Raw genomic sequence first — 17,700 nt, 5'->3', positions numbered from 1 at the left:
CCGCCGACCATCCCGCCCGACACGGCTACCCGTCGGCCGCGCCGTTGCGGTTCACATGCGCCGGATCCGGCCGGTCGCCCTCTGGCGAGCCGGTCGGCTGCTGCTCCCGTTCCAGGCTCAGGCAGGGGTCGCACAGCACCCGCAGCGCCATCGACCAGCTACATCGGCACACCTCGCCCGCCGCCCGGCCCGTCACGCTGCAAGAGCGGCTTGAAGGCGCCCGATCCAACCTCCGTTTCGCGGGCAGGCGGATCCCTGCCCTCGAAGCCGAGCTCCTCGAAGCCTGACAGCGGTGATCTCCGTTGCCTGCCGGGCGCGAAACTGTGATGCTCGCCAGGTGGATTCACGGAACGCTGATCGGAGAGTTGAGTGAGCGACAGGTGGTTCTTCTTCCTTGGCGAAGATGAGATCAGTTCGGGAAAGAACCACACTCCGACCAAGCTCATGACTATCTTCCAAGAGCATGACAAGTACATGGATGGGCGGTGGGCGAGCGAGGTCGACGCGGCAAATGCCGGGGACTTCAACCTGGACGCTGACGCTGCTGATTGGATCGAGGCCCCGTCGGAGGCATACGAGGGCGCGCCGGGGTCGAAGGAGTACGCGGGGGGTATCGAAGACGGTGACATGAGCACGGCTTTCGGCTACTCGGCCACCGTCGGAACCGTCGTGAAGCGGCTCAGTTTGATGGGGTTCACTTCGCAGCGCTGTCAGGCGGAGATGGCTGAGTTCCTGCGGGAACTTCACATGATCGACGGCGAGGACGCTCTCTACGTTCCAGTGTCGGGGACGCCCGAGGGCGAGCACCTGCCGATCGCCTGGGAGGACGTCGTGGGGATCGGCCTGCGCGCGTTGATCGCCAGCTCCAAGCGGTCGGACGAGCAGGAACCCCGGGAGAACTTCATGACGGCCTGCCTAGAGCAGCTTGAGGCGTTCCGGGAGTTTGACGCCGATCTGCGGATACTTCTTGCCGCGCTCCTCCAGGGCCAGGCACCCGACACCGTTGTCCGCCTCGACCTGCACGATCTCCTGGCGGCCGGCTACTTCAACCGGCATGACGCTGTCTCAGAGCTCGCTCAGCAGGAGCTGGCGACGGAGATGGCAAGCAGCGGGCCGATCATCGTCATGACCGAGGGAACCACCGATGCCCGGTTCCTCAAGCGAGGACTCCAGATCGTTGCCCCCGAACTTGCCGGCTACTTCACATTCCTCGACCCCGACGCGAAGGCTGCAGGCGGCGCCCCCGAGCTGGTGAAGAGCCTGCGAGCCTTCGCGGCAGCAGGGATTATGAACCGCGTCGTCGCACTGGTCGACAACGACGCCGCAGGGCGTCAGGCCGTGAAGACGCTGTCGGGCGCTCCGCTTCCCGATCGGTTCAGGGTCCGCCTGCTGCCCGATCTCGACTACGTGAAGGACTACCCGACCCTCGGGCCCACGGGTGACACCCGCTACAACATCAACGGGCGCGCGTGTTCCGTGGAGTTCTACTTCGGTCTCGACTGCCTGCGGGCAGCTTCTGGCGAGCCGCTCCCGGTCCGCTGGACCGGGTTCAACGGCGCTATCAACGACTACCAGGGCGAACTCGTCCCAGGCGACAAGAAGACCGTTCAGGACCGGATCGACAAGATGCTCACCGCTGCCGAGGAGGGCGGCACGCCGCTCGACGACCGATGGGACGCGATGCGCAAGATCGCGCAGACCCTGATTGCCGCCGCAGGACGCTAACCTCTGCCGCGTTGCTGACCCGGCCGCTAGGGAAGATCGGAAGGGCCAGGAGCGGGAGCGGTCAGTCAGTGATGAGCTGCCCGGGGATGCGGCCGGAAGACCTGAAGGCCAGCCGCCAGGGCCCGAGCGGTCGTCAGGTCCTACCTGCCGAGAGCCCGGAGCTCCATCCGGCAGCGTCACCCCGGCGACCAGGTCCTCTTCCTCGTCGTCTAGCTCGGCGACGCTCCCCGGGCCGAGGTGCCGCAGCAGTGCGGTCAGCAAGCTCGTGGGCCTCCTCGCCCTGCGGGCCGTCGAACGGCGGGTGCAGGAACAGCGACAGCGCGTTGCGAATCCAGTGGGCGACGGTGGCCGCGTCCCCTTGGGGCATCCACAGCCAGTAGCCCTCGCGGCCGAGGTCGTCTAGCACCTGCCGCAGCTCCCCGTGCTGCGGGCCGGGCCGCAGGCCAGCCGCGCGGTCGAGCGCGTCGGCGAACGCGTCGGCGAACGCGGCGAGCAGGGCGAGGTCGGCTTCCTGGACCTCGACGGAGACCAACTGCGCGATCACCTCGCCGCTCCTGTCGTACAGCAGCGGCGCGATGGGCAGCTCCTCCTCTGTGCCGTCCACCAGGTCCTCCGTGCCCTCGGGCAGTGCGTCGATCACCCGCCAGTACGCTTCGCAGACGTCCTCCACGGACACGCCGGGGACCGGCACCGCCGGCTCGCGGAACGGGCTGAGCGCTACGAACAGCCTCGGCTGGTACCCGGGAGCGGCGAGACCGGTGCGAGGGCTCGGGTCGGCCCACGCTCTTCGCGGCGGCCACCACGGCGCCGGCCTGGGGGAGCGAGGGCGATCTCGTGCCGCTTGGGGTGCTGCCCTGGCCGCTGCCGCGCGTCCAGCGCGTCGGCTGGATGTGCACCCTGGCGGGCGTACGCTTCATCCACGCCCACCTGTGCCCGAAGTGCAGCGGGAGCGTTCACCGGGCCGGTGGCGGCGGATGCGTCTGGATCGGCTTCGACCGCGAAGGCCGCTCGTTCGAGTGCCTGCGCACGTCCAGCCCCGCCCCCTGCACGGGCCCGTGCCCGAACGGCTGTGGCCAGCGGCTCGCCCGTGCCACCGTGGCCCGCCTGGAGTGCCCGGCGCTCCTGGCCGCCGAGGCCTGGACCGCACAGCGCCGCCAGTGGGAGCTCCTGCGCGCCGACGTCCGGTCGTCACCGCCGACATGACGCGCGAGGACCTGGCCCGCCTGCGCCACAGTGCCTGACCACCCATCAACCACCCCCGGGCAGCCCACCTGCCCATGCAGCCCCGCTCGCCTACGGCGAGTGTTCAGGGGATGTCCCAGGCAGGGGTGTTGATGAACCTGATCGTGTCAGGGAGCTCGACGGTCCTCAGCGGCTGGGTGAACCAGGCCGGCTCGATCACGGTCTGCATGACTCGCTCGGTGAGGAGGAACAGCTTCGAGCCGCAGAGTGCCGCCGGATCGGTGGCATCGCTCAGCCCTTCGTACCAAGCCGGGCTCCAGCGGGAGTCGCCCGCGCGGAGCGGTGTGAGGGTGCCCCGGGGCTCCTGATACACGACCAGGTCACCGTCAACGGCGTAGTGGACTCTGTCTCCGCCGTTGACATCGAGGAGGAGCCCAAAGCACCTGCCTCCCCGGGAAAGATCACGCAAGACTCGCGGTACGGCACCGGTCGATCCGACGACCTCCAGCGCGAACAGCACACCGTTTGCCGTCCCAACTGACACGAAGGGGCTGTGCCCATGGCGGGGCTGGAGATCGTAGATCTCATCGGCCGTGAGTAGGCGGGCGGCTTCCAGGTCACCGCCGAACCGCTTGATGACCTCGTCCTCTGCGACTCCCTCGATCAAGGTGAGGATCGGATAGAAGCCGTCCTCCTCGTCGACCCAGTCAAATCGGCCGTCCCGAACATCCATGCCCGCATGGATAGAGCCCCTCTGACACCTGGAGCTGGAGTCAACGCTCAGTGGGTCGGGGTTGGCCGGCGTGGTCACGGCTGGGCCAGTCACCCCGAGTTCGTGATGGGCGCCTGCCCTGGCCAGCGCCGAGGCGGTCACCGGGCCACACCTCGTGCACAAGCACCCCCCTTGCCCACGGTGCAGGACCCGCGCGGGCGGACCAGAGGTCGGCCTCTCCGGCCAACGTGACCGCGTTGTCAGGGCCTGGCGCTACGGTCGTCAGGCGTGGTCGGCACCGAGGCATCCAGCTCCGTGGCGCAGCCGCATCCCTGGTGCTGTCCGGGGGCGACCCGAGATGACGGCACGGCATACGAGTTGTGACAGGTGGGGTGCCAGATGCATCGGATCCGGTGCGAGATCGATACCGAATTCCGCACAGCGGATGTGCTCGCGCCCATCGCCCGGCAGTGGCTCTTCGACGGGGCCGAGCAACTCGCGGGGGAGTACTTCGGCGCGCTCCTGGATTCCGAGGGGCTGGCCGCGGACGGGCTCCGAAGGGCGGTTCCGTGTGGACCGCCGAATGCGCTGTGGGGTTTCTTCACGGTCCACAGCCCCAAGGCGGGCCGGGTGCGCAAGAGCCACGGTCTGCTCCTCAGGAAGAACCTGCCCAGATTCGAGAGGCTGCTGCGGGAGGAGTTCGTCGTGGCGGAGCTCGCGATCTACCGGCTCGACGACCAGGGTTGGCCACGCACGCAGTTCCTGCGGATCGGCGTGGAGCGCGAGCAGGACCTGCTGGACTGGGTCAGGTTCTCTGCCGAGGCGCCGGCCGAGTCGCTCGCCGCGGGTGAGCCCGAGGGCAACTGGCTCGGCCTGCTGCGCGACACCGCCGCCCAACTGGACGTCGCCTACGGGCAGATCGGCTACGAACGTGGTCTCGGCCGTACCGAGCACGAGGAGCGGGTCGGCCCACCCCTGCCCTCGATGACGATCCCGCAGTCGCGGACCTTCCTGCGCGGCTACGAGTGGGCCACGGTGGTCCCCAAAGAGATCGCCGCCAGGCTCGGCGGCGCCGACGAACTGCGGCGGATCGGCGAGTTCGCACAGGCCGCGCTACTCCCCTCCGGCGCGGTGCTGCTGCAGGCCACGGCGACCTTCGACGGCTTCGACGCCGCCGCCGTCGAGCGGACCTGGCGGGCCGTCGGGCCGGCGCTGCGCCCTGGGCTGCCGAAGCGGTCCAGCGCCCATGAGGAGGAGCGCGAGCCGCCGAGCCGGATCCACTACGCCGACCTGCCCGGATCCCGGGCATAGGCCAACCGCCCCACTCAGCACTGCCCCTGATCTTGCATCTGCGCAGGTAGAGCGATTCTTGCGGGAGTGTGTCTTCGCGCGGATCCGGTCTGGCCGGGAGCGGGTTCTGTCCGGCCGATCTTGGGCTGTGGGAGGATGCCGTCCATGACTTGCATCCGAGGGGGCCGTGCCGCGTAGAACGCCAGCTTCGCTTCGACCGCGGGAGCGCGGTTGGGGAAGGCCCTGGGTGCGGTATCGCGATGTCCCAGGTCTGTCGGGGGCGGCGAATGCCGCCGTCCGCCTGCTCGAGCGGGGGCGGTTGTCTCCGGGCATCGTGTCGGTGGCACTGAGCGTGTGGTCTGTGCGTGTCCACGGGACCAAGCGCCGGTGGAGGCAGTGGGAGGCCGAGTTCGCCTGCCCGTGCTGTGGCGAGGGCTGGGCCCGGGACAAGCTGCAAGAGGCTCTGTTCATGCTGCCGCCGAGGACCGCCACTGAACTCCGAGTGCAGATCGAGCGCCTGGATGCGGTACTACTCCGGCGAACGTGCCACGAGCCCATGGCAGATCCGGAGTTGGCATGGTGGCATCGCAGGTGCTGACCGTGCCCATGCCGTCCGCTGATTCGTTGGCTCATGTTCGGGAGGCACTCGCCCCGGGGCTGAGTTCGATGTGAGCGAGAGCGGGCGGCAATCCGCTCGCGCGTCGTTTGCCCGGCCGCGTACGGTCTGCGCATGACGAGGACCACGCCGGCCCGCAAGGTCGTGCTCATCGACCCCACCCGGGGAGTGAAGGCCAAAGGCCCGTCAGGGTTCAGCGGCACCACCGTCGCCGTCGACCAGCAGCGGCAGCTGTTCCGCCGCTGGACCACCGGCACCGACGCGCACCCGCACGAGGCACTGCTCGGAATCCTGGCACTCCTCCACGCAGCCTCCAGCAGCGAGGTTTCCGGCTCCTTCGGTGGGACGACCTCGACCCTGTCAACCGCACCATCCGCCTGGGCAAACGCCCCATCCGGTGCCTATGGACCCGATCAGCTGGTCGGCACTCCAACGCTGCCTGGCGCACCGCACGGACCAGCGCACCGACAACTCCCACGTGATCGTCACCGAGATCACCAAGAGCGGCGGGGCACCAGCGTCGACCGCCTATGCCAGCCACCTCCTGGACCCCTGCGGCGTTGCGCCTCGGACTCTGCGATGCACCCGCCTTGCCGGCCTCGTGAACACCCTGGACCCCAAACTCGTCGCCGCAGCCCTCGGCATGGATCCCGAGGGCGTCATGATCTACCTCGCCGATCACGTCGATGCAGGGCGCCTCCCCGACGCGTAATCTCCGCGACGGGTGGGGCCTGCGTGATCTACCGTTCAACCGATGAGCTCCCACGACACCGACCTCGACACGCCGACCGCCGTGACCGTCCGCTGCCGCAACAACCGCTCCGTCAGCGTGCGGCTCTGCGACTCCTCCCGGCCCGACGAGGACCGCGTTCAGTACGCCATCGAGGCGTCCGCGCCGGGGCTGACCATGCGCGTTGACGAGGTGGTCGCCTGGAACTGGGGCGCCGACCTGGCGCCCTTCCTGGAGGGACTGGCGGCCGACTTCCGCGGCTGGGACGGGCAGCGGGTCTGGCAGACCAACGACCGCGATCTCACCATCAGCGCGGTCTTCCGCTCCGGCGGTCACGTCGGGCTGACCTGGACTCTTCACCCATGGCGAAGTGCGGCAGGTGGTTGGGAGGCATCCGTCACGACCTGGCTCGACGCCGGCGAGCAGATGTCCGCCCTCGCGGTCGATGTCCGACGCTTCCTCACACAGCAGGACGGCGGCCGTGGCTGATCTGCGGCTCGTTTGGACTCTCAGCGGACACGGGTGGGCGGACTGCAGTATCGCTGACGGGCGAACCGATGCCGAAGTCACAGCCTCGTACATCACCAGCGCCCCCGAGGACCTCCTGAAGGCGATCGCCCGACTGGTCAGCGGTGAAGCCGAGACACGTGCCCAGTTCGAGGCAGAGCCCACCGCTTTCCGGTGGATCTTCTACCGTGCAGGCAACGACGTGTGGATCCGCCTCCTTCAACTACCCGACGGCGCGAAGCACGACAACGCTGGCACCGAGATCTGGTCGACCCAGCAGAGCGTCGACGCCGTGGCACAAGCAGTGATCCGCTGCTTCGACGAAGTCGCCACGAAGTACGGCGACAGCGGATATCGCGGCAAGTGGGGCGAGCACTTCCCCCGCACCGAGCTCGAAGCCCTCAGGTCGCTCTGGCGCGCGCACCGGTCCGACCCGGCAGCCTGACCCCCCGAACCCGTTGACTCTTCAGCCGGGTGATCTGGCCGGTCAGGGCGAGGACGAGGGTGCTCTCCGGGTCCGCCGGGCCGGCCGGTGCGGGGATGGGGCGGGTCTGGGCTCGCAGGCGTTCGATGCGTCCGCGCAGGTCGGGGTGGTTGTAGAGGAAGGCGTGGGAGACCCCGGCCTCGCGCTGGACGGCCTGGAAGGTGATCGCCTCGCCGCGCTTGATCAGCCGCCGGATGGCTTGCTCGGCGGCCCGCGTCTTGGCCTGCGACTTTGCCTTCGCGGCGGCGCTGAGGGTCTGGGTGCGCTTGCTGCGGGCGTCGGTCACGGCCGGGTCCTTCGGTGGCGGTCGAGGTCGATGGTGAGAGGGACGGGCCCTGTGGGGGCGGTGCCGCAGCCGACGCCCTGGACCGCGCGGCCGGGCTTGGCGTGGATCGTGTCTAGCAGCCTCGTGAGAGCCGCGTGCTCGGCCCGGCGCCTGCGGCCGTGTCGGCTTGTGCCGCGGTCCGGATCGGTTCCGGCACGTGGTCAGGCGGGGCCCGATCCAGGGGTTGGGAGCCGCCCGGGTGGGCGCCAGATTAGTCACCGGCAGCACGGTTCGACGCTCTCGCGCCGAACCCGCACCCCGCCGGCCTTGCCCGGCTCCGCGCTGCCGCGCCGTCTGTTCGGCCCGGTGGGTCGGCTGTCCGGTGCGTCTGTCTACCGCCCGCCGGGGGCTGCTTCCGGCGCCGCGCTGTCGCGCGGCCGGGCTACTTGTTCATCGTCGTAAGGAGCTGCACCGTCATGCCTTCTTCTTCCACCGCCTCTTGGGCTGTCTCGTCGGTCGCTGCTGTTCCCGCTGCGGGCCCGGAGCCCGCCCCCGCGGCCGTCGCCGGGGCTGTGCTCGCTGCGATCCACCGCAGCCCACACGCCTTCGACATGCTCGCCTGGTACGAGGCCCCCCAGAGCCACCTCCTGGAGCCCGGCCAGAAACCCGAGCACGGCACGACCCTGTGCGTGGCAGGCTTCACCGCCCACGTGACCGGCTGGACCCTCGTGGACGCCACCGACGCGCGCAAGGACGATCTGCACGTACGGATCGAGGACGTCGCCCGCAACGCGCTCGGCCTGAACAAGCTCCAGTCCGGCTACCTGTTCGACTCCGGGAACCAGAAGGCAACCGTCCTGGCGCTGCTTGGCCAGATCGCCGAAAGGCGCCCCTTCGACTACGCCGCCGCCCTCCAGGAGGCAACCCCCGGCTGGGACTTCGAGCAGCTCATCCGGGCCACGGCCCACGCCATCGGCTGGCGCTACACCACCGACGCCCACAACCAGCCCGCGCTCACCCACCTCACGGGCCACGAGGTGGCCTTCCTCCAGCTCCCGCCGTATCCGAGCGATGAAAGCCTCGACCTGGTCGTCACCATGACAGCGGGGCAGGAGGGCCGGGAAGCCGTCGCGGCCATCGCCCCGGACACCACCCTCCAGCAGGCCACCGGCGACCTGGCCGAGATCGTTACCGCGCTGCACCAGAGGCTGACCGCGCCCACAACGGCCGCCGAACCCCCAAGCTGACGAGCCGCGCCCGCCGGGCAGCCAGGACCGGCCACCGAGGCGACCGGGGCAGGACAGGGCCGGAGCAAATCCCGGGGTGGGAGCCGCGCTCAGTCAGGCTCGGTATCGTCTCGCGCCGACAGCCCGCGTCGTTCCCCTGCCCTGGCCCGCAGCCCGGTCTTGCTAGGCCCCGGTCCCCGGCCCCCGATTGGGAACCGGGGCCCGGGGCGCTTGGCGGTGGGGCTCCTCCCGGGTGGCGGTTGCCCTGCCTGTCTCCGGGGTTGTCTGGTGGTGGCGTATCCGGGGGTTGGTGGCGTCCGGGGCCGGGTGGAGTGTTCGTGGGAGTTGGCCGGAGTCGCCGGCTCGCTCCGTGTGGAGGGACTGCTGTGCCGAGTTACGCCGATGTGCTGCGTCTGAGGGTCCTCGCTCACGCCCGTGTCCACGAGACCGTGTACTACCGGGGATCTTCGTGGGCCGTCCAGGCCGCGCCGCGTACGGTGGCGCACCTGGCCGACACGATCGCTCTGGGGCGCTGGACCGCGCGGCAGGCCACGCTGCTGCTGGAGCCCACCGGTGGCTTCGCCCTGGTTGGAGACCATGACGGCCTTGAGGCGCTGTGCTGCGACCCGGCCCTTGCGCAGCCGGCCGGGTGGGAGCCGGTCGCCGGCCCTGCCCGCCATGGCGGGCAGAACATGCTTCACACCGGTTTCCTGTTCGAGGACCGGACCTGGTTCACGGCCTGCGGGGGCCGTGTCCACCGCGGGGAGTCGGTCGGGTCCGCAAACTGCCCGCTGCTGTGCGCGACCTGTCAGATCCTCGACGACGCGGCGGCCGCGCTGGCGGACACCACCCGCGCCCTGCTGGACTCCTGAGCAACGCCCGGGTGACCGCAGGCCCCGGCACCTGGGAGGCGGCAGCCGGCCGGGGATGCGGCTGGGGACGCGGCACTGGCGCCGGCAGCCCCCGCAGGCGCTGTGGAAGGACGTCCGGTCGGTCCAACTTCGCTACTGGGGGAGCTGGTTGGTGGTGCTCAGTACGTCGCCCTGGAGTGGTGAGCCCGTCGTGCGCCGGAGCGCGCCGACCGCCGGGTCGGCGAGGGAGACGGTGAGCGTGTAGGGCGCCGGGCCGGTGATGGTGTTCGTCGAGTCGATCGGCGGGCTGAGGCGCTGCTGGACGGCGAGGGCGTCGATGCCCGGGCAGAGCGCCTGGGCGGGGAGCGTCACCTCGGCGGTTGCGCCGTCCGGCGGTCCGATGCTGATCTTGCCTTGTGGGGTGTGCGCCGTGCCGTCGCCGAGCTTGACGGGCAGGTCGTACGCGCCGGCGACCAGCCCGTCGGGGCCCTCGATCTCCACGGCCACGCCCTGCGGTCCCAGCGGCGGGGACAGGTCGAGCGAGCGACTCGCGCCCGGTCCGAGCAGGAGATTGATGGTGAAGTGCCCGGGATCCCCGGGCGAGTCCTTGGAGAAGCCGTAGGAGCCGAGGGCGAGTTGCGGTCCCTGCGGCGGGGTGTCGGACCGCCCGTCGGCGAAGGCGATGGGGGCGGGGCCTGCGGGCGCGGAGGTTGCCGTCTGGGCGAAGTGGTGGAATCCCCGCATGCCGCACTTGCTGCCGTCGGAGGTCCCGCCGCCGCTCAGCGCGGCGTCCGTCGACGGACGCGGTGAGCCCGGCGCGTGCGAGGGCAGGACGTCCTGTGGGGAGTCGCCGAGGGAGAGCAGGCCGCTGCCCGGCCCGATGCCGATGGCCACGACCGTGGCGGCGACGGCGACCGCGATCAGCACCCCTGAACCGAGCTTGGGCGCGAGCCCGGCCCGCTTCGTACGCGGGCGGGTTGGGCCGGGGGCATCGAGTGACCAGCGGCGGCCGCCCGGATCAACCGGCGGCTCCAGCCGCCAGCGCGCCGCGAGTATTCGGGTGCGTGCTGCCGGTTCCTTGACGTCGGCGCCGCGAACGAAGTCCTCGTCCAGGACGAGCCCGTCGAATGGGTCCGCGGCTGTCGGCTCCGGCTCGTCGGAGGGGCGCGGGTCAGGGTCTTCGGCTATCGGCACCGCGTCAGTATGCAGGGCCGCCCTGGCGCTCTGACCAGCGAGGTGCCCCGGTTCCTGTGCGCCGTGGCGGGTGTGGCGCGGGCAGGTGGCGACGACGAACAGGGGAGCGAAGATGAACGTGGTGAACTCCTCCGGCGCCGCGTACTACTCACCCCGTGACCGTCACGCTCGGGCATCCCGAAATGTTGATCAGAGCCACTCTTGCTGGCCGCCAGTGGGGAGAACCATTGGCCGCCTCCGGGGAGAACAGAACTGAATGGCCGTTGACAGCCGCTGCGGCCTACCGGCCTGGGAGCTTCGGATGACCTGTCAGAGTGCGATGGCAGCATCCCAGCAGGACGAGACGAGGGGGACATCGTGAGCTTCCTGGGGATGTGGTGCCTGGTGCCGATGAAGGCCGATGCCATCACGCAGTACACGCCGGACCTTCGGCCGGCCGTTGAGGAGGAGGCGGCGCACCCCTCCTCCAGGGACCTGCTGCGGTGGTGGCAGGAAGTGGGAAGCACCGAGGAGTCCCGGCACCGGTTCGTCGAATCCGCTGCCCCGTCCGCGCTGGACGAGCGGATCTGTCTCGTCTACGAGGCCTGGGAGCACGGTCGCGACGAATCCCTTCCGTATCTCGTCGTCTCCTCCCGCAACTCCTATCCGGCGGCCGCGATGGCCTTCGCCCTGGGCCCTGAGCGGTTCGCTCACTTGCCCGGCTGGATTGGGGACATCATCCTCACCCCCGACCAGGTCCGCCAGAGTCTCCCCGCGATCGAGCGCGCCTTCAGCTGGAGCACTCAGAGCCGACGCCAGGCCGAGCGACTCCTGGCCGCCGCCCTGCGCGACGAGGGCGAGCAGGCTGACATCGACGCGCTTCTCGACGGAGTCCCCCCGGTATGGCGCGCCGCAGCGGAGGCCGACCGGGGGCTGCTCGGGACGCACTTCATCCCCTGAGCCACCACCTCCGCGGACTGCCGCCTTGCCGCGCCGCTACTGACGGGCTGTCATACCCGGTGGCTGTCGTCGGCCTCATGACAACCCAGCCCCCGGCCGACCGCGTTGACCTGTTGATGGGCGGCGCCGGACCTGGCCACGAGCGCGCTTACTCGTTGTCTTCGTCGTCGGTCTGCTCGGTGATCCACTCCGGCGGCACGAGGGCCTGGTTGTTGCTGTAGCGCCAGCGTTCCACGACGTGGTCGCGGAAGAACGGGGCGGCAAGGTCGGCATGCTCGACGACGATGACCTGGAGAGCGCCGTCGAGTGCCTCAACGGTGTCGTTGATGGTCCGATACACGTTCAGTAGGTGGCTGAGGTCCGTGCCTTGAGGGGTGGGCTCGCCGGTGTAGTCGGGCGGGAAGTACACCTGGGACGGCTGGTCCAGGATGAGCGTCCGCGGCACGGGGTTGCTGTGGTCGCTGAACCACTCGTGCAGGCTCAGCAGCGTGGCGACGTGGTAGCCGAGGTGGTTCTCGGCGCTGTCAGCGAGCCGGACCGGTCCGTCCGGGGTGTCGGCCACGACGGTCAGCCGGTTGACGTCGAGACGGATGGGAGAATCCGAGTTCTCGAGCCCCAGGTCCTCGGACTTGACCTGAATGCTCTGGCCGATCAGGGACAGGCAGCTTGTCGGGGTGTGCCGCAAGGGGGGCGCTGATCCACTTCCCGTTAACGACCTTCATGGTTTCAACACCTTGCACGGCAGGGAATGTGAACACGCGTACGCCAAGAAGGGCCGGCCCCTCCCTGCTACAGAGGGGGAGGAACCGGCCCTCGGCGTACGGGCGTTGCAAGGTCAGATCAGACCCTGACGCACGCCCTCGGTGTACGCCTGCCACTCGGCCGCGGTGTACCGCAGCGGCTCCAGATCGGGCCGCTTCGGATCCACGATCGCTCGCGCACCGTCGGGCAGCAGGACGACCTCAACGTAGTCGTCCCCCGTGTCCGCCGGCGGCCGCCACCGCGGGGCTCGACCTGGTCGGCAGGTGCGTGATGCGCCGGGCCCGGGCGCAGCGGGTGGCCGCGAGGACGGCGGCGAACTGCTCCCATTGGCACGGGGCGGGAGCCGCTGTCCGAGGTGGACCTGTGGCTGTCGGGCTCTCCAGACAGGCGCTAGCGTGGACCGGACGACGTCCGCGAACAGAGGAAGCGCCCCGTGACGCAGCACAGCAGCGAGCCGTTCCGGCTGATCGTGACCGGAGGTGGCACCGGCGGTCACACGTACCCGGCCCTGACCGCGGTCCGAACCCTCCAGGCGCGGCTCGCCGCAGCGGGCCGAGCGCTGGAGGTGCTGTGGGTCGGTGTCGACGGTGGCTTGGAGAACCGCGTCGCCGCCAGCGAGGGCATTCCCTTTCGCGCGGTCGCGACGGGCAAGGTCCGGCGCTCGTCCAACCCCCTCAAGCTCGTGTCGCCCGCGAACGTGCGCGACATGAGCCGCGTCCCGCTCGGCGTGGCCCAAGCCCGCGCGATCGTCGCCGACTTCAGGCCGAACGTCGTCCTCGCCACCGGCGGGTACGTGGCGGTGCCGGTCGGTCTGGCGGCGAAGATGTGCCGCAGGCCGCTGGTCGTTCACGAGCAGACTGTGCGGCTCGGGCTGGCGAACCGGTCGCTCGCGCGCGCGGCCACCAGGTTCGCGGTCTCCTCAGAGGCCACCCTCGAACTTCTGCCGGAGTCGGTGCGCGGCACCACGGTGGTGACGGGCAACCCGGTCCGGCCCGAGGTGCTAGCCGGCCACGCCCGGAAGGCGGTCGACGCACTCGGCCTGCACTCCTTCGCCTCCGAGCTGCCGACCGTGTACGTGACCGGCGGCGCCCAGGGCTCGCAGCAGATCAACGAACTGGTGCGGGACACCCTTCCGTGGCTCCTCTCGCAGGCGAACGTGATCCATCAGTGCGGGCCCGCGAACCTCGACGCCCTCAGCGCGACGGTGCACGCCCTGCGGCCGGACCTGGCCGCCCGCTACCACCTGACCGGCTACGTCGGCCCCGAGCTCCCCGACGTGCTGGCGCTGGCCGACGTCGTCCTGTCCCGCAGCGGCGCCGGAACGATCGCCGAGCTCACCGCCCTGGGCAAGGCCGCCGTGCTCGTGCCGCTCGCGACGTCGGCCGGCAACGAGCAGGCCCAGAACGCGATGCACCTGCAGCGGCGACGCGCAGCGGTGGCGCTGACCGGAGAGGTCAACGCCACCATGCTGCAAGGCGCGATCGGGCCGCTCCTCGCCGACCCCGGGCTGCGGGGACAGATCGCCTACCAGGCCCGGCAGATGGGCCGCCCCGACGCTGCCGAGCGACTGGTCGACGTGCTGCTGTCCGCCGCCTGCGCCTGATCAGCCGGCCTGGGGCGTCGTCGTCCGAGGTGCAGGGCTGTGGCCAAGGCATACGGTCAGGGTCTTGCGCATCACGGTCCTCCTGCCGATGTGAGGGCCTGTTCGAGTGAGTTCACCACGCGGTCGATGTCGGTTTCGGTGAGGTGCTGATGGAACGGCAGGCTCAGGATCTCCTCGCTGACCTTCTCGGTGAGCGGCAGCGGCCGGTGCCAGGGCTTGAACGCTGCCTGGAGGTGGTTGGGCGGGTAGTGGACGCCCACCGCGATGCCCCGGGCCTTCATCAGCCGGAACACGTCCTCGCGGTGCGGCACCCGGACCACGCACAGGTGCGGCACCGTGCGGGTCACGTCCACGTCCACCAGCTCCACCGCCGGGATGCCGCGCAGCGCGTCGCGGTAGGCGACCCACAGCTCCCGCCGGGTCTTCTGCGTCTCGGCGAAGCGGCGCAGCTGCGCGAGGCCGATGGCGGCGTTGATGGAGGACATCTGGTAGCGCAGCCCGAAGCTCTCCACGCTGTAGCTGGTGATGGCCTGGCGTTCGGCCTGGGACTGCACTACACCGAGCATCCGCACGCCGCGTAGGAAGTCGGCCTCGCCGGGGTTGCGCGGGATGACCATGCCGCCCTGACCGCAGGTGAGGTTCTTGATGGGCCCGAACGAGAAGCACGTCAGGGCTCCGGTCGCGCCGACGCGCCGGTGGTTCAGGTGCGATCCGAAGGCGTGCGCCGCGTCCTCGATCACGGCGATGCCGCGCTTGTGGAGGGTGTCGTAGGCCGCGCCCAGATCCACGGCCCGGCCGCCGTAGAGCACCGGCAGCACTGCATGAGTGCGGTCGGTCACGGCGGCCATGACCGTGGCGGCCTCCACGCACAGGGTGTCGGGGTTGACCTCAACGAAGCGGGGGACGGCGTCCACGGCGCGGATGGCCTGGATAGTGGCGCAGAACGTCATGGACGGCACGATCACCTCGTCCCCCGCTCCGACCCCGGCGGCCAGCAGGGCGCAGTGCAGCGCGGCCGTGCCGGAGGCGGTGGCCACCGCCTCCGGCACTCCGAGGAACCGGGCGACCTCCTGCTCGAACTGCTCGGTGACGGCGGTGTGCCCGTACTGGCCGCCGGCCAGGACACGCCCCACGGCTTCCAGTTCCGTCCCGTACAGGTACGGGCTGGCGTTGCGTGCGGCGTCGGGCCGCGACGGGGTGGTCACGATTCCTCCCGGGTCGGTCGGACGATCGGTCGGAGCAGTGAGATGGCCTTGTCCAGGGCCACGGACACGTCTGCGGGCGACGGTCCGGCGGCGGTGATCATGCCGATCTTGTGCCCGGACTGGTCATGCGGGTGCACGGGGTCTCCGGGCTGGGCGTACAGCTCGATGCCGGTGACACCGGGGACGTTGCGGGCTTCGGCGACCCCCTCCCAGGTGGCGAGTTCGCCTTCCACGTCGAGGGGGGAGCCGAGCAGTTCCACCCCGGCGTGCGCGTTGCGCGTCGGCGTCAGATAGGCGTCGAACGGCTCACCGAGCGCGAGTGCGATGAGCGCGCCCACGACGTTGACGCCCAAGGCGGCCTCGTGCAGGCGCGGGATGCTGTCCCCGCTCAGACGCGGGTTGGCTTCGATGATGCGCCCGTGGCCGTCCTCGCCGAGGACGAGGTCGAAGTTCGCGGGCCCGTTGACGATGCCCAGCGCACGGCACAGCCGCTCGGCGACTCCTTCAAGGTGGCGGTGTTGCGCCGGGGAGAGTTGCGCCGTGCTGATCCGCCGGACGACGCTTCTCCCGGCTACAAGGCGTTGATCCTTGATGCAGGTCATGGCCGACTTGCCGTCGCGGAGGAACAGGTCGATGGTCAACTGTCGCCCGTGGATGAACTCTTCGGCGATCACGGTCCGAGAGGCGGAGTAGGCGCGTGCACGGGCGATGGCGGCAGGCAGCCCGTCAGGGCGGGTGACGCGGGTGACACCATTGCTGCCCGATCCGTCCACCGGCTTGACCATGAGCGGGAAACGCAACCCGGCCGCCTTCGAGGCGACCTCGCCCGGGTCGTCCGATGCGGCCCACCCGTACCCAGCGACACCGCAGGACGCGACGACCCTGTGTAAGGCGGCCTTGTCGAGACCCACCAAGGCCGCCTGCGGGTACACGTAGGTCATGCCGTAGCGCAGGCCCAGGACACGCCAGGTGAGCAGCGCGGCGTCGGTCGCGCCGGCCACGATCCCGGCGGGCCTCGTGTCGCCCAGCGCTTCGGCGATGGCATCCGCGTCGCGGGTGGAGACCTTTATCGCCGCATCGGCGAAGGGGAACGCGGGGGCGTCCGAGCGCATGTCGACGGCGATGGTTGGGATTCCTCGGCGTCGCGCCTCCTGGTAGAGGGGGATGTGCTCCTCCGATGCGCCGAGCACGAGCAGCGCGTTCTGTGGCAACTGGTCACCGGACACGGTCACGCTCCGGGCTCGGGGCCGTGATGTGGCCGGCGGGTACCGGGGGCTGCGGGTTGCGGGCCTGTGGGGCCCAGCGGTCCGGGTGGTGCTGGTACCAGGCGACGGTCTCGGCGAGACCGTCGTCGAGAGAGCGGCACGGCCGGTAGCCGAGCTGCTCGGCCTTGGCGCAGTCCATCGCGTACCGCAGGTCGTTCGCGGTCCGGTCCGGGACGTACACCACGCGGCTCCAGTCCGCGTCGCAGGCGCGCAGCAGCAGCGCCGTCAGCTCCCGGTTCGTCAGATCCGTCCCGAGGCCGAGGTTGTAGGCCTCGCCGGGCATGCCGTCGCGCAGCACGAGCTCGACGCCGGCGCAGTTGTCCTCGACGTGCAGCCAGTTCCGCACGTGCTGGCCCTGCCCGTGAACGGTGACCTTGTCGCCCCGCATCAGGGCGCAGATGAACCGGGGGATGACCTTCTCCGGGTGCTGGCCGGGCCCGTAGTTGTTCGAGGAGCGGGTGACGCACACCGGCAGCCCGAACGTGACCGCGTACGACAGGGCGACCAGGTCCGACGCGGCCTTGCTCGCGGCGTAGGGGACCGTCGGGCGCAGCGGCGCGTCCTCGGTCGCGACACCGTCCAGGAGCGGCCCGTAGACCTCGTCGGTGGACACGTGGACGAACTTGGACACCTCGGCCTTGGCCGCGGCCTCCAGGAGCCGCTGGGTGCCCAGCACGTTCGTCGCCGCGAACGCCCCGGCGTCGGCGAAGCTGTGGTCGACGTGGGACTCGGCGGCGAAGTGCACGACCGCGGTGTGCCGGGCCATCAAGTCGGTGACGAGCGTGGTGTCGAGGATGTTGCCGTGGACGAACGTGAGCTTCGGCGAGTCGAGCGCCGAACCCAGGTTGTCCAGGTTGCCCGCGTACGTGAGGGCGTCGAGGACGGTGATCCGCTCGACATCGTCGGCGGCAAGCATCCGCTTGACGAAGTGGGATCCGATGAAACCGGCGCCGCCGGTGACGAGCAGCTGGCGCATGCGCGCCTCCAATTCCGGGGGCGGCCGCCCTGCCCTGTCGCAAGGAGCGGTCCGACCGGATTCCAGAACACTCCCGGAAGGGTGGTGTCCGGCAGGCACACAGAGGGGGCCCACAAAACACAGAAGCGGTAACGATGTTGCTGCCTGCGGGCCTAACCTCGAAGCCCG

The 17,700-nt window shown here is 70.3% G+C and carries 20 protein-coding genes; 10 read left to right on the top strand and 10 right to left on the bottom strand.

Going from position 1 to position 17,700, the window contains the following annotated elements; genetic code table 11:
• Positions 1-25: 25 nt before the first annotated feature.
• A complete protein-coding gene (locus tag BR98_RS38835; protein ID WP_157537260.1) occupies positions 26-196 on the bottom strand; it encodes a hypothetical protein in 171 nt (56 codons plus the stop codon).
• A 173-nt stretch (positions 197-369) separates the two neighbouring features.
• Between BR98_RS38835 and BR98_RS01020 the strand changes: the two genes are divergently transcribed.
• Positions 370-1,725 (top strand): HEPN/Toprim-associated domain-containing protein, encoded by a 1,356-nt coding sequence (locus BR98_RS01020; protein WP_035839044.1) that lies wholly within the window; start codon positions 370-372, stop codon positions 1,723-1,725.
• Positions 1,726-1,858: 133 nt separating this feature from the next.
• Here the strand turns inward: BR98_RS01020 and BR98_RS35850 are convergent, their stop codons facing one another.
• Complete coding sequence (locus BR98_RS35850; RefSeq protein WP_157537258.1) at positions 1,859-2,401, bottom strand: hypothetical protein; 543 nt, start codon at positions 2,399-2,401, stop codon at positions 1,859-1,861.
• Positions 2,402-2,559: 158 nt separating this feature from the next.
• On the opposite strand from BR98_RS35850, the gene BR98_RS01010 reads away from it, so the two are divergent.
• Positions 2,560-2,928: a hypothetical protein gene (locus BR98_RS01010; RefSeq protein ID WP_157537256.1), complete on the top strand. Its 369-nt coding sequence runs from the start codon at positions 2,560-2,562 to the stop codon at positions 2,926-2,928.
• Positions 2,929-3,031: 103 nt separating this feature from the next.
• On the opposite strand, the gene BR98_RS01005 is transcribed toward BR98_RS01010, so the two are convergent.
• The gene (locus BR98_RS01005; protein WP_051969156.1) at positions 3,032-3,640 is read right to left on the bottom strand and encodes a DUF6461 domain-containing protein; all 609 of its coding nucleotides are present in this window, start codon (positions 3,638-3,640) and stop codon (positions 3,032-3,034) included.
• 378 nt (positions 3,641-4,018) lie between these two features.
• Here BR98_RS01005 and BR98_RS01000 point away from each other — a divergent pair, with 378 nt between their 5' ends.
• The 4 genes from BR98_RS01000 to BR98_RS00980 all read left to right on the top strand — a co-directional run bounded on the left by BR98_RS01000 (position 4,019) and on the right by BR98_RS00980 (position 7,207).
• Entirely contained in the window at positions 4,019-4,930 is a 912-nt protein-coding gene (locus tag BR98_RS01000) for a hypothetical protein (RefSeq protein WP_035839042.1), read from the top strand.
• Between the two features lie 998 nt (positions 4,931-5,928).
• Positions 5,929-6,237, top strand: coding sequence for a hypothetical protein (locus tag BR98_RS00990; protein WP_051969155.1), 309 nt, complete (start codon positions 5,929-5,931; stop codon positions 6,235-6,237).
• A 42-nt stretch (positions 6,238-6,279) separates the two neighbouring features.
• Positions 6,280-6,744, top strand: coding sequence for a DUF6228 family protein (locus BR98_RS00985; protein WP_035839034.1), 465 nt, complete (start codon positions 6,280-6,282; stop codon positions 6,742-6,744).
• Positions 6,737-7,207: a hypothetical protein gene (locus BR98_RS00980; RefSeq protein ID WP_232247184.1), complete on the top strand. Its 471-nt coding sequence runs from the start codon at positions 6,737-6,739 to the stop codon at positions 7,205-7,207. The genes BR98_RS00985 and BR98_RS00980 overlap by 8 nt, the downstream gene beginning before the upstream one ends.
• Here the strand turns inward: BR98_RS00980 and BR98_RS00975 are convergent.
• Entirely contained in the window at positions 7,164-7,532 is a 369-nt protein-coding gene (locus BR98_RS00975; protein WP_051969154.1) for a DUF6262 family protein, read from the bottom strand. The two genes, BR98_RS00980 and BR98_RS00975, sit on opposite strands and share 44 nt — an antisense overlap.
• 455 nt (positions 7,533-7,987) lie before the next feature.
• Here BR98_RS00975 and BR98_RS00970 point away from each other — a divergent pair, with 455 nt between their 5' ends.
• Positions 7,988-8,758, top strand: a complete 771-nt coding sequence (locus tag BR98_RS00970) for a hypothetical protein (protein ID WP_157537254.1) — start codon at positions 7,988-7,990, stop codon at positions 8,756-8,758.
• A 365-nt stretch (positions 8,759-9,123) separates the two neighbouring features.
• Positions 9,124-9,609 carry a hypothetical protein gene (locus BR98_RS00965; protein WP_035839028.1) on the top strand — a complete coding sequence of 162 codons (486 nt, stop codon included), beginning with the start codon at positions 9,124-9,126 and terminating at the stop codon, positions 9,607-9,609.
• A gap of 132 nt (positions 9,610-9,741) precedes the next feature.
• On the opposite strand, the gene BR98_RS38830 is transcribed toward BR98_RS00965, so the two are convergent.
• Positions 9,742-10,782: an SCO2583/SCO2584 N-terminal domain-containing protein gene (locus BR98_RS38830; protein ID WP_157537252.1), complete on the bottom strand. Its 1,041-nt coding sequence runs from the start codon at positions 10,780-10,782 to the stop codon at positions 9,742-9,744.
• Positions 10,783-11,139: 357 nt separating this feature from the next.
• Here BR98_RS38830 and BR98_RS00955 point away from each other — a divergent pair, with 357 nt between their 5' ends.
• Positions 11,140-11,721 (top strand): hypothetical protein, encoded by a 582-nt coding sequence (locus BR98_RS00955; protein WP_035839022.1) that lies wholly within the window; start codon positions 11,140-11,142, stop codon positions 11,719-11,721.
• 148 nt (positions 11,722-11,869) lie between these two features.
• Here the strand turns inward: BR98_RS00955 and BR98_RS00950 are convergent, their stop codons facing one another.
• Complete coding sequence (locus BR98_RS00950) at positions 11,870-12,406, bottom strand: DUF3732 domain-containing protein (protein ID WP_035839018.1); 537 nt, start codon at positions 12,404-12,406, stop codon at positions 11,870-11,872.
• A 150-nt stretch (positions 12,407-12,556) separates the two neighbouring features.
• Positions 12,557-12,928: a DUF397 domain-containing protein gene (locus tag BR98_RS41890; RefSeq protein ID WP_198042092.1), complete on the bottom strand. Its 372-nt coding sequence runs from the start codon at positions 12,926-12,928 to the stop codon at positions 12,557-12,559.
• Here BR98_RS41890 and BR98_RS00945 point away from each other — a divergent pair.
• Complete coding sequence (locus tag BR98_RS00945; RefSeq protein WP_035839015.1) at positions 12,917-14,086, top strand: UDP-N-acetylglucosamine--N-acetylmuramyl-(pentapeptide) pyrophosphoryl-undecaprenol N-acetylglucosamine transferase; 1,170 nt, start codon at positions 12,917-12,919, stop codon at positions 14,084-14,086. The genes BR98_RS41890 and BR98_RS00945 overlap by 12 nt on opposite strands.
• 71 nt (positions 14,087-14,157) lie before the next feature.
• On the opposite strand, the gene BR98_RS00940 is transcribed toward BR98_RS00945, so the two are convergent.
• Genes BR98_RS00940 through BR98_RS00925 form a run of 3 tightly spaced genes read right to left on the bottom strand, consistent with a single transcriptional unit; the run spans position 14,158 to position 17,532 of the window.
• Positions 14,158-15,291, bottom strand: coding sequence for a DegT/DnrJ/EryC1/StrS family aminotransferase (locus BR98_RS00940; RefSeq protein WP_035839012.1), 1,134 nt, complete (start codon positions 15,289-15,291; stop codon positions 14,158-14,160).
• Positions 15,288-16,517: an ATP-grasp domain-containing protein gene (locus BR98_RS37230; protein WP_232247182.1), complete on the bottom strand. Its 1,230-nt coding sequence runs from the start codon at positions 16,515-16,517 to the stop codon at positions 15,288-15,290. Before BR98_RS37230 ends, BR98_RS00940 begins: the two co-directional genes overlap by 4 nt.
• Positions 16,507-17,532: a dTDP-glucose 4,6-dehydratase gene (locus BR98_RS00925; RefSeq protein ID WP_051969153.1), complete on the bottom strand. Its 1,026-nt coding sequence runs from the start codon at positions 17,530-17,532 to the stop codon at positions 16,507-16,509. Before BR98_RS00925 ends, BR98_RS37230 begins: the two co-directional genes overlap by 11 nt.
• Positions 17,533-17,700: the final 168 nt, after the last annotated feature.

It is taken from the genome of Kitasatospora azatica KCTC 9699, assembly GCF_000744785.1.
Lineage (GTDB): Bacteria > Actinomycetota > Actinomycetes > Streptomycetales > Streptomycetaceae > Kitasatospora > Kitasatospora azatica.
Note: the sequence above shows the minus strand (reverse complement) of the source record. Positions and strands in the feature narration are given on the sequence as shown.

Excerpts from the sequence above, each read along its gene's own strand:
- BR98_RS01005 (WP_051969156.1), bottom strand. The coding sequence starts at position 3,640 with ATGGATGTTCGGGACGGCCGATTTGACTGGGTCGACGAGGAGGACGGC.
- BR98_RS01000 (WP_035839042.1), top strand. The coding sequence starts at position 4,019 with ATGCATCGGATCCGGTGCGAGATCGATACCGAATTCCGCACAGCGGAT.
- BR98_RS00990 (WP_051969155.1), top strand. The coding sequence starts at position 5,929 with ATGGACCCGATCAGCTGGTCGGCACTCCAACGCTGCCTGGCGCACCGC.
- BR98_RS00985 (WP_035839034.1), top strand. The coding sequence starts at position 6,280 with ATGAGCTCCCACGACACCGACCTCGACACGCCGACCGCCGTGACCGTC.
- BR98_RS00970 (WP_157537254.1), top strand. The coding sequence starts at position 7,988 with ATGCCTTCTTCTTCCACCGCCTCTTGGGCTGTCTCGTCGGTCGCTGCT.
- BR98_RS00925 (WP_051969153.1), bottom strand. The coding sequence starts at position 17,532 with ATGCGCCAGCTGCTCGTCACCGGCGGCGCCGGTTTCATCGGATCCCAC.